Source organism: Cupriavidus sp. 01L46, assembly GCF_056399905.1.
This window is the reverse complement of record NZ_JBFTSF010000019.1, coordinates 32,073-42,781: the sequence shown is the minus strand read 5'-3', so window position 1 is coordinate 42,781 and position 10,709 is coordinate 32,073. Positions and strand designations below refer to the sequence as shown.

The 10,709-nt window shown below is 67.1% G+C and carries 9 protein-coding genes and 1 pseudogene; 8 read left to right on the top strand and 2 right to left on the bottom strand.

The features are described from left to right. The 3 genes and pseudogenes from AC1DS3_RS05620 to AC1DS3_RS05610 all read left to right on the top strand — a co-directional run. A pseudogene (locus AC1DS3_RS05620) lies at positions 1 to 177 on the top strand (ribosomal protein S18-alanine N-acetyltransferase); the annotation flags it as partial. Further along, positions 174 to 1,046, top strand: a complete 873-nt coding sequence (locus tag AC1DS3_RS05615; protein ID WP_477109144.1) for a uracil-DNA glycosylase — start codon at positions 174 to 176, stop codon at positions 1,044 to 1,046. The pseudogene AC1DS3_RS05620 and the gene AC1DS3_RS05615, both read left to right, overlap by 4 nt. Beyond that, complete coding sequence (locus AC1DS3_RS05610) at positions 1,021 to 2,187, top strand: DUF1853 family protein (protein ID WP_477126816.1); 1,167 nt, start codon at positions 1,021 to 1,023, stop codon at positions 2,185 to 2,187. Before AC1DS3_RS05615 ends, AC1DS3_RS05610 begins: the two co-directional genes overlap by 26 nt. A 24-nt stretch (positions 2,188 to 2,211) precedes the next feature. On the opposite strand, the gene lplT is transcribed toward AC1DS3_RS05610, so the two are convergent. Next, positions 2,212 to 3,531, bottom strand: coding sequence for a lysophospholipid transporter LplT (gene lplT / locus AC1DS3_RS05605; protein WP_150983541.1), 1,320 nt, complete (start codon positions 3,529 to 3,531; stop codon positions 2,212 to 2,214). 461 nt (positions 3,532 to 3,992) lie between these two features. On the opposite strand from lplT, the gene alr reads away from it, so the two are divergent. The 5 genes from alr to AC1DS3_RS05580 all read left to right on the top strand — a co-directional run bounded on the left by alr (position 3,993) and on the right by AC1DS3_RS05580 (position 8,490). Beyond that, a complete protein-coding gene (gene alr / locus AC1DS3_RS05600; RefSeq protein WP_477126815.1) occupies positions 3,993 to 5,105 on the top strand; it encodes an alanine racemase in 1,113 nt (370 codons plus the stop codon). A 129-nt stretch (positions 5,106 to 5,234) separates the two neighbouring features. After that, on the top strand, positions 5,235 to 6,596 hold the full coding sequence (gene radA, locus AC1DS3_RS05595; RefSeq protein ID WP_477126814.1) for a DNA repair protein RadA: 1,362 nt from the start codon (positions 5,235 to 5,237) through the stop codon (positions 6,594 to 6,596). Positions 6,597 to 6,686: 90 nt separating this feature from the next. Continuing rightward, on the top strand, positions 6,687 to 7,268 hold the full coding sequence (locus tag AC1DS3_RS05590; protein ID WP_441630284.1) for a hypothetical protein: 582 nt from the start codon (positions 6,687 to 6,689) through the stop codon (positions 7,266 to 7,268). Positions 7,269 to 7,291: 23 nt separating this feature from the next. After that, positions 7,292 to 7,945: a GNAT family N-acetyltransferase gene (locus tag AC1DS3_RS05585; protein ID WP_441630286.1), complete on the top strand. Its 654-nt coding sequence runs from the start codon at positions 7,292 to 7,294 to the stop codon at positions 7,943 to 7,945. 59 nt (positions 7,946 to 8,004) lie between these two features. Then, the gene (locus AC1DS3_RS05580) at positions 8,005 to 8,490 is read left to right on the top strand and encodes a disulfide bond formation protein B (protein WP_477126813.1); all 486 of its coding nucleotides are present in this window, start codon (positions 8,005 to 8,007) and stop codon (positions 8,488 to 8,490) included. Between the two features lie 88 nt (positions 8,491 to 8,578). Here the strand turns inward: AC1DS3_RS05580 and AC1DS3_RS05575 are convergent, their stop codons facing one another. After that, positions 8,579 to 10,525 carry an ATP-binding cassette domain-containing protein gene (locus tag AC1DS3_RS05575; RefSeq protein WP_477126812.1) on the bottom strand — a complete coding sequence of 649 codons (1,947 nt, stop codon included), beginning with the start codon at positions 10,523 to 10,525 and terminating at the stop codon, positions 8,579 to 8,581. Positions 10,526 to 10,709: the final 184 nt, after the last annotated feature.

The following is a 10,709-nucleotide window of genomic DNA, read 5'->3' as shown; positions in this document are numbered from 1 at the left end:
CTGCACACCATGCTGCTCGAAGTGCGGCCCTCCAATGTGGGCGCCATCGAGCTGTACCGTCAGGCAGGTTTCGCCGAGATCGGCCGGCGCAAGGGCTATTACCCCGCAGCCGGCCAGACGCGCGAGGATGCGCTTGTGCTGCGCCGCGCGTGGGCACCCACGGAGGCCACGCCATGAGCCGCCGCGCCAGGTTCCTCGAAGTGCTCGGCATTGCCGATGAATGGGTGCTGCGCCGCGCGCCAGCCCTGCCGGAGGCGGGCGAGCCAGCCGCCATGGCGGGGCTCGCCGCCCCGAGCGCCGAAGATCCCGCCGTCAACGACGACACCGCTTTGCGCGAAGTGGCCCAGGCCGCCGTGACGCTTGCCGCCGTGGCCGACGCCGGTGTGGACGAAGCCCCGGCCGAAGCCGCTGTCGCGTGCACGCCGCCAGAGCTTGCGGCGGCGGTGGCGGATACCGCCACGCGCGAAGCCGTGATTGCGCGCCTGGACTGGGCCGCGCTTGCGCAGCGGGTCTCCGGTTGCACCGATTGCCAGTTGTGCGACGGCCGCACCCAGACCGTGTTCGGCGTGGGCGACCGCCAGGCCGAATGGATGCTGGTCGGCGAAGCCCCGGGCGAAAACGAGGACCTGCAAGGCGAGCCCTTCGTGGGCCAGGCCGGCAAGCTGCTCGACAACATGCTGGCGGCCGTCGGCCTGGCACGCGGGCGCAACGTGTTTATCGCCAACGTGCTGAAGTGCCGCCCGCCCGGCAACCGCAATCCCGAGCCGGAGGAGGTCGCCCAGTGCGAGCCTTACCTGCGCCGGCAGATCGCGCTGATCCAGCCCAAGCTGATCGTGGTGCTGGGGCGCTTTGCCGCCCAGTCCCTGCTGCGCACCACCACGCCGATCGGCAAGTTGCGTGGCACCGTCCACAGCTACGAAGGCATTCCGGTGGTGGTGACCTACCACCCGGCCTACCTGTTGCGCACCTTGTCCGACAAGGCGCGTGCCTGGGAAGACCTGTGCCTGGCCCGCGAGGTACATGCCCGTGCGGGAGCCAAGGCCTGAGTTCACGCTGAGCCCCGGCGGCGCCATCGAGATGGCGCCGCTCTKGCGCCATGCCGTCTCGCAGCGCCTGCGCGAGCTCGCCTGGTGCTCGCTGTCGCCTCCGCTGCTGGCCTTCCTGCCGACGGACGACGCAGGCAACGCCATCATCAATGGCAACGCCCCCGGGCATTCGCAAGCGGCGCTCGCGCGCTGGCCGGAAGGCGCGCTGGCCGCCTGGCAGCGTTGGCTGCCCGCCGCCGACCCCGCCGCGCTGCCCCCCACCATTGCCGAACTTGCCGCGGGCCTGGAGCAGCAACGCGTGCGTGGCCCGTCGCCCGCGCCCAGCCTGAGGCTGGGCCGGCATGCGGAGCGCCTGCTGCAATTCACGCTGGAACACGCCCAGGGGCTGGAGCTGCTTGCGGCGAACCTGCCGGTGCGCCGTGCCGGCGCGCATGGTGTGCAGACGCTGGGCGAGCTCGATTTCGTCTGGCGCGACATGGCCAGCGGTGCCACCGTGCACTGGGAGATGGCGGCCAAGTTCTACCTGCTGGTCGAGCCTGCGGCGGACGGCGCGCCCCGCGGCGGCGGGCCCGGCGCTGCCGTGCTGGACCGCCATTGCTTCGTCGGCCCCAACCTGGTGGACCGCCTGGGCGACAAGCTCGAACATATCGTGCGCAGGCAACTGCCGCTGTCGCGAACCCCCGAGGCCCTGGCGCTGCTGGGCCGTCCCGTCGACCGCAGCGAGGTCTATCTGCTCGGCTGGCTGTTCTACCGGGACGGTGTGGTGCCGCTAGCCATCGACAGCCTGGGCATAGCGCCGGATCACCTGCACGGATGGTGGTCCACCTTGCCGGACTGGCTGGACTGGGCTGGCAAGCGCGAAGGCTCGCGCTGGTACCGGCTGCCGCGCTCGGCGTGGATGGCGCCGGCCAGGGTGGCGCAAGCGCACACGGAAACCGCCGAGGCGATTCATGAGGCACTGGCGCAGCGTTTTGCGGAGACGCATCACGAGAAGAATTGGCGCCGGGAAGCGCCGGTGATGCTGTGCGAGGTAGAGCCGGCGGGGCAGCCTGGTGTGTGGCGCGAGCGTACCCGCGGGTTTGTGGTGCCGCCGGGCTGGGAGGAGCGGGCGCGCGAGCGCATCGCCAGGCCGGTGGGTTGAACTGGCCTGTGGCGAAAGCGCCGCTTAGTGGTGCTTGTCCTCGCCGATCATGGCGAGCGAATTGAAGTTGCGCACGTTGTAGCGGTGCTGGCGCATCACCAGCAGCATGGTGGCACACACGAAGATGCCGAAGGCCACGATGACAATGCCGATCGGCACATTGAGCTTGATCAGCAGCGCGTACAGGCACAGCATCAGCAGCACCGAGACGTTCTCGTTGAAGTTCTGCACGGCGATCGAATGGCCGGCCGACAGCAGGACGTGCCCGCGGTGTTGCAGCAGCGCGTTCATCGGCACCACGAAGTAGCCGGACATGCCTCCCACCAGCATCAGGAAGACGTAGGCGATTGCCATGTACAGCGGCATGTGCATGCCGAGCACATCCAGCGAAATCTCGGGCAGGCTGTTCTTGGTGTAGAAGGCCATCAGCATCACCACCACACCCATCGCCACGCCAAACGGCAGCACCGACAGCGACTTGCGCAAGGGGATGCGCATGGCCGCCATGATCGCGCCGACCGCCACGCCCACCGCCACCACCGCTTGCAGCAGGGCGCCTTGCGACAGGTTCAGGCCGAGCGATTTTTCCGCCCATTTCAGCACGATGAACTGCAAGGTGGCGCCGGCGCCCCAGAACAGCGTGGTCACGGCCAGCGAGATCTGACCGAGCTTGTCGCGCCACAGGGCGGTAAAGCAATCAGCGAACTCGGCGATCAGCTTGATCGGGTTCTTTTCCTGCTGAGGGTAGCGGGCGCCCGTCTCGGGGATGAACAGGTTGAACACGGCTGCGATCACGTAGAACAGCATGATCACCACCATGGCGGCCTCGGCCGGGGTGTTGATGCCGGTGTTGACGTAGGGAACGTCGATACCGAGCAGAAGTTGCGAAATGTGCACCGAGATCAGCGCTCCGCCCACCACCGTGCCCAGGATGATCGAGCACACCGTCAGGCCTTCAATCCAGCCATTGGCGGCGACCAGTTTCTCGGGCGGCAGCAGTTCGGTGAGGATGCCGTACTTGGCGGGCGAGTATGCCGCTGCGCCGAACCCGACGATGCCGTAGGCCAGCAGCGGGTGCAACCCGAACATCATGATGGCGCACCCCGCAATCTTGATGGTGTTGGTGATGAACATCACCTTGCCCTTGGGCATCGAGTCGGCGAAGGCGCCCACGAAGGCAGCCAGCACGACGTAGGACAGCACGAAGAACAATTTGAGCAGCGGCGTCATCCACTGTGGGGAGTGCAGCTCGGTCAGAAGGGCGATAGCGGCGATGAGGAGCGCATTGTCGGCCAGCGAGGAGAAGAACTGCGCGGCCATGATGGTATAAAAACCCTTCTTCATACTTTGGACTCTGTCTCCATCGCTATCTCCGTACATGTCAGGCAGCAGCGCGCCGCTGGGCGCTGTGATTGCCTGTAGGGAACCTGGGCCCGTGTCGTTGTCAAAGTGATGCCTGGGCCAGTCTTGGGATTGCTGCGCAGCTTGCCTGACCGTGTTCGACATATTGCATCACTTTTAAAACATGGCCGGAACGTCCGGCTTTATAACACGAAAATAAGGCGATTCCGAGCTTCCACGGGCCGCCGGTTGGACAGCGCAAGCGCGCAGCGATTCCCTAAATGTTTGCCCTAATGTGTTCAAATAACGTCCGTGCGACGCGCTGCGCGTACCGGGTCTTCCCGGATATGGTGCATCCAGGCGGCGGGAGTGGTCCGGCCAGACAGCCAGGACCCCCGCCGATCCGCCGCGCCGCAAGCCACTAGAAGCAGTAGAAAGCACTAGAAAGTACTAGAAGCGATCCCATGCCAAGACCCATTCACGCCGTCATTCATCAACCGGCCCTGGCCAACAACCTGGACGTAGTGCGTCGTTGCGCACCCCAGTCGCGCGTCTGGGCCGTGATCAAGGCCAACGCCTACGGCCACGGCATCCGCCGGGCATTCGCCGGCCTGCGCGCCGCMGACGGCTTCGGCCTGCTCGACCTGAACGAAGCCGTGCTGCTGCGCGATCTGGGCTGGCAAGGCCCGATCCTGCTGCTAGAGGGTTTCTTCCAGCCGCAGGACGTGCCCTTGCTGGAGCAGTACCGCCTCACCACCGTGGTGCATTGCGAGGAGCAACTGCGCATGCTGGAAGTGGCGCGTCCCAAGGGGCCGCTGGGCATCCAGCTCAAGCTCAACACCGGCATGAACCGGCTGGGCTTCCGCCCGGAGCAGTACCKCACGGCCTGGGAGCGTGCGCGAACCCTGCCATGTGTGGGCAGCATTGTGCATATGACCCATTTCTCGGACGCCGACAGCGCGCGCGGCGTCGCGCATCAGCTGGAAGTCTTCGACGCCACCACCGCCAACCTGCCGGGCGAGGCCAGCTTGTCCAACTCGGCCGCCACGCTGTGGCATCCCCAGGCCCATCGCGCCTGGGTCCGTCCCGGCGTGGTGCTGTACGGTGCCTCGCCCACGGGCGTCGCGGCCGATGTAGCCAGCTTTGGACTGCAGCCGGCCATGTCGCTGCACAGCGAGCTGATTTCGGTGCAGGACCTGCAGCCGGGTGATACCGTCGGCTATGGCTCGCTGTTCACGGCCGAGCGGCCGATGCGCATCGGCGTGGTGGCCTGCGGCTATGCCGACGGCTATCCGCGCCACGCGGCAGGATGGGGCGACAAGCCGGCGCCGGTGCTGGTCGACGGCGTGCGCACCCGTCTGGTGGGGCGGGTCTCCATGGACATGATCTGTGTCGACCTGACGCCTTGCCCGAAGGCCAAGGTGGGCAGCGCCGTGACGCTGTGGGGCCAGGGCTTGCCGATCGACGACGTCGCCGTGGCCAGCGGCACCGTGGGCTACGAACTGATGTGCGCGCTGGCGCCCCGGGTGCCCGTCACCGTGGCGACCCTCACTGCGCCGGAGCAGCCTGCGCTGTGACCTGAGCGGCCATGCAGGGCGGGGCGTTCGTCCCGGCCCAGGGGATCGATCCCGCGCCMCCGCCATTGCCTTGCGCATCCTCTTCAGCATCCCTTTCAGCATCGTTTTCAGCCTCCCCTAGGACCTCAGTTGGCCAAGCCCAAGAACGTCTATACCTGCACCGAGTGCGGCGGCACCTCGCCGCGCTGGCAAGGCCAGTGCCCCCAGTGCCAGCAATGKAACACGCTGGTGGAGACCGTGGCGGAAACCCCGTCGACCAAGCGCTTCCAGCCGCTGGCGGCCTCGGCCATGGTGCAGCGCCTGTCCGAGATCGACGCCGCCGACGTGCCACGCTTTTCCAGCGGCATCGAGGAGTTCGACCGCGTGCTCGGCGGCGGCCTGGTGTCGGGCGGGGTGGTGCTGATTGGTGGCGATCCCGGCATCGGCAAGTCCACCTTGCTGCTGCAAGCTCTTGCCAACTTGTCCGCGCAGCGCCGCGTGCTGTACGTCAGCGGCGAGGAGTCCGGCGCGCAGATCGCACTGCGGGCGCAGCGCCTGGGCGTGGACAGCCCGCACCTGGCGCTGCTGGCCGAGATCCAGCTCGAGAAGATCCAGGCCACGCTGGAGGTGGAAAAGCCCGAGGTCGCGGTGATCGACTCGATCCAGACCTTGTTCTCGGATGCGCTGACCTCGGCGCCAGGCTCGGTCGCCCAGGTGCGCGAGTGCGCGGCCCAGCTGACGCGGATTGCCAAGAGCACCGGCACCACCATCATCCTGGTCGGCCACGTGACCAAGGACGGCAGCCTGGCCGGCCCGCGCGTGCTGGAGCACATCGTCGATACCGTGCTGTATTTCGAGGGCGACACGCATTCCTCGCACCGCCTGATCCGTGCCTTCAAGAACCGCTTTGGCGCGGTCAACGAGCTGGGCGTATTCGCCATGACCGAGCGCGGCCTGCGCGGGGTCAGCAACCCGTCCGCGCTGTTCCTTTCGCAGCATGAGCAGGTGGTGCCCGGCTCCTGCGTGCTGGTGACGCAGGAGGGCACGCGGCCGCTGCTGGTAGAGGTGCAGGCGCTGGTCGATACCGCGAACGTGCCGAACCCGCGGCGCCTGGCGGTGGGTCTGGAGCAGAACCGGCTGGCGATGTTGCTGGCGGTGCTGCACCGCCATGCCGGCATTGCGTGCTTCGACCAGGACGTCTTCCTCAACGCCGTGGGCGGGGTCAAGATCACCGAGCCGGCGGCCGACCTGGCGGTGCTGTTGGCCATTCACTCCTCCATGCGCAACAAGCCGCTGCCGCGCGGCCTGGTGGTGTTTGGCGAAATCGGCCTGGCCGGCGAGATCCGGCCCAGCCCGCGCGGCCAGGACCGCTTGCGCGAGGCGGCCAAGCTGGGCTTCTCGATAGCGGTGATCCCCAAGGCCAATGCGCCCAAGCAGAAGATCGAGGGCCTGGAAGTGATCGCGGTGGAGCGGCTGGAGCAGGCTATCGACCGGGTTCGGCATATGGAGTGAGGCGTTCAGCCCATTTCTGGTCCATGCCTGGCCCTTTTTTCTGCAACTTTGGGTATATTCCGAGGCACTTTTTTTAATCGGAGTTCATCCATGCGCACTTTCAACATCCGCCGTCACGCCGGCATGCTAGCCGCGATCGGCTGCGGCGCCACGCTGCTCTTGGTGTCGGGCGCCGCCGCCGCGGCCGATGCCAGCAAGGCGTTCTTTAACGCAGCGCTGTGCAAGCCGCCCTACACCACGAAATCCGCCACCGCGCTTTACGAGGCCGCCGAGAAGCTCGCCAAGCCGGATCTGTCCAGGCTGGGCGCGGCCATCTACAAGCTTGCGCAGCCCATCGGGCAGGACGGTTTCCAAAGCGATGAAGTGGTATTCGCCGGTACGTCGGCGGGTGTGCTGGTGCAAGGCCTGCAGGCCGAAGCGCTGGCCGCGCGCTACCAGCTCAAGCAGGAGCCTTCGACGTTGCTGGGCACCGCCACCAAGGGCTTTGCCCGCGCTCTGCCGCCCGCTCAACAGCCCTTGCCTGATCTCGGCACCGTTTCCGTTGTGGCGCGCGAAAGCGCTGCGCTGCCGGGCAAGACGCTGCTGGTCTGCGAGCTCGTCACCCACGCGGATGCGCGGGCGCTCAAAGCCTACGAACGCAGCCGGGCGGAGCAGGGCGCCGCTGCGCGCTGACCCTGGCCCAGGAGAACCGCCCCATGCCCGATCAACGCACTTCGGTAGCGGGCGCGGCTGGCCATGCGCCGGTCGTGCTGGAAACCGCGCGGCTGCGCCTGCGCCAGTGGCGTGAGGCGGATTTCGCACCCTTTGCCGCGCTCAATGCCGATCCTGTGGTGATGGCGTGTTTCCCCGCGCCGCTGGAGCGCGCGGCCAGCGACGCGATGGCGCTGCGCTGCCAGGCGCTGATCGCGCAGCGGGGCTGGGGCTTTTGGGCGGTGGAGCGCAAGGCCGATGGCGCTTTCATCGGCTTTGTCGGCCTGCACGAGCCTGCCGCCGCGTTGCCGTTTTCGCCCTGTGTGGAAATCGGCTGGCGCCTGGCGCAGGCGTACTGGGGGCAGGGCTATGCCTCGGAGGCGGCACAGGCTGCGCTGCGCTTCGGCTTCGAGCAGCTTGGGCTGGCGGAAATCGTCTCGTTCACTGCGCTGCCAAATGCCCGTTCGCGGGCCGTGATGGAGCGCCTGGGCATGGTGGCGGATGGCGCCTTCGAGCACCCGGCGGTCGCGCCGGACAGCCCGCTGCGCAAGCACTGGCTCTACCGCTTGCCGTTGGCGCGCTGGCATGCGTCAATCCGCCGCAAGCAGCGCCTTGCCCATCGCAACGGATTGGGCGGGCGCGATCCGCAAAATAGGTAATAATGTGCCTCGTATTGCGCGCCGGCGCATGTCGCCCGGCCCTTTTCTGCTAGTGAGCCATGCAAGCCAATTCCCGTAGTTTCTTTTTGCTGATCGCCGCGATTTCGTTTGGCCTGGTCGGCTATGCCCTCTACCTGCAGCATGTGGAGGGCTACCAGCCTTGCCCGCTCTGCGTGATGCAGCGCTTTGCCTTCGTCGGCATCGGCCTGTTCTCGCTGCTGGCCGCCATTGCGCAGAACACGCGCAGCCTGTGGCAGGGCCTGGGCATGTTGTCCGGCGTGGCCGGCATCGCGGTGGCGGGCTATCACGTGTCGCTGCTGCTCAACCCCAAGGCCAGCTGCGGCATCGACCCGCTGGAGAACTGGGTCAACCAGTTGCCCACGGCCAAGATCCTGCCGCAGGTGTTCTACTCGGATGGCATGTKCACCACGCCGCTGCCCCCGATCTTCGGCCTGTCGATCCCGGCCTGGTCGCTGATCTGGCTGTTCATCCTGTCCGCCACGCTGGCGGTCGGCATGATCCGGCGCGAGAAGAACTACCGCTGACCTGCCTGGCGCGCACTGGAGCGGCCGGCGCGCGCATCCCGGGGGCTGGCGCCCCCGGCACCCCTCGCACGATCAAACGATCAAACCATCAAACGATCAGCTCGATCTGCTCCTGCAGCTCCAGCCAGCGCTCTTCCAGCGTGTCCAGCTCGCCGCCGACTTCGCCCTGGCGCTTGAGCATCTCCATCAGCTTTGCCTTGTTGGCCTCCGCATAGCTGGCTTCGTCGGCCATGAACGTGTCGATCTCGCTCTTGGCCTGCTGCAACACGGCCATGCGCTTTTCCACCTTTTCCAGCTCCTTGGCCAGCGGCTTGCGCAATTGCGTCAGGCGCTGGCGCTCGTCGGCCTCGGCGCGGCGCTGGTCGCGGCGGTTGGCGATGGAGGTGGCTGGCGTTTCTCCGTCTTCCTGTGAGTGCGCCGCGGTGGCGGCGTTGCGCTTGGCCGCGGCTTGCTTGAGCAGCCAGTCCCGGTAATCGTCCAGGTCGCCGTCAAAGGGCTGTATGGTGCCGTCGGCCACCAGCAGGAACTGGTCGGTGGTGGCGCGCAGCAGGTGCCGGTCGTGGGAGACCACGATTAGCGTGCCTTCGAACTGCGCYAGCGCCATGGTGAGGRCCTCGCGGGTGTCGAGGTCCAGGTGGTTGGTCGGCTCATCCAGCAGCAGCAGGTTGGGCTTTTGCCAGACGATCAGCGACAGCGCCAGGCGCGCCTTCTCGCCGCCGGAGAAGGGCTCGATCGACGCGGTGGCCATTTCGCCGCGGAAGTTGAAGCTGCCGAGGAAGTCGCGCAGTTCCTGCTCGCGGGTGTCCGGCGCGAGCCGGGCCAAGTGCTGCAGTGGCGACTCGTGATCGCGCAGCGTTTCCAGCTGGTGCTGGGCAAAGTAGCCGATCTGCAGGCCCTTGCCCTGGCGCAGCGTGCCGGCCAGCGCTTCCTGCGAGGCGGCCAGCGTCTTGACCAGGGTTGACTTGCCCTGGCCGTTGGCGCCCAGCAGGCCGATGCGCTGGCCGGTCTGGATCGACAGCGTGAGGTTGCGCAGGATGGTCACGGGCGGTGCATCCGGCGCGGGAGCGGGATAGCCGCAGTCCACGCCTTCGAGCACCATCATCGGGTTAGGTGCCGAATCCGGCTCGCGGAACTCGAACGCAAAGCCCGCGGCGATATGCACCGGCGCCAGCCGCTCCATCTTCTCCAGTGCCTTGACCCGGCTCTGCGCCTGGCGTGCCTTGCTGGCCTTGGCCTTGAAGCGGGTGATGAAGGATTCGAGGTGGGCGATTTCCTTTTGCTGGCGCGAGTAGGCGGACTGCTGCAAGGCCATCTGCTGCAGGCGCAGCGTCTCGAACTGGCTGTAGTTGCCGCCGTAGCGGCGCAACTGCTGGTTCTCGATGTGCACGGTGACGTTGCAGATCGCATCGAGGAATTCGCGATCGTGGGAAATCATCACCAGCGTGCCCGGATAGCGTGCCAGCCAGTCTTCCAGCCAGACGATGGCGTCCAGGTCCAGGTGGTTGGTGGGCTCATCGAGCAGCAGCAGGTCGGACGGGCACATCAGCGCCTGCGCCAGGTTCAGCCGCATGCGCCAGCCGCCGGAGAACGAGGCCACCGGCTGCGATACCTGCGCCAGCGTAAAGCCCAGGCCCAGCAGCAGGGCCTCCGCGCGTGCCGGCGCGGTGTAGCCGTCGGCATCGGCAAAGGCGGCGTGGGCTTCGCCCTCGGCGCTGCCATCGCCGCTGGCCTGGGCCGCGGCGATGCGCGTTTCGATGTCGCGCAGCCGGGTATCGCCGTCGATCGTGTACTCCACCGCACTGCGCATTACCGCGGGGGTTTCCTGCGCCACGTGGGCAGTACGCCACTGCGGCGGGATGGCCACGTCGCCGCCGTCCGCCTGCAATTCTCCGCGCAGCATGGCGAACAGGGTCGACTTGCCGCTGCCGTTGGCACCGACAAGGCCGACGCGCTCGCCGGGGTTCAGCGTCACGCTGGTGTGGTCGAACAGCACCTTGGTGCCGCGCTGGAGGACTAGCTGGTCGATTCGGATCACGGGAAGGGAAAGGCTGAAGAGGGCTGCGGGTCTGGGGCGGTTGCCCTTGTAGCTCGAAATCTAACCGGCCCCGGCATGGCACGAGGCAACCCGGCATTGTAGCCGCTTCGTATGGCGGCGCCCCCGGAACGCTCGGCGCATGGCGTATGGCCGTCTTCGTTTTCGATTTACCTAGGTGAAAACC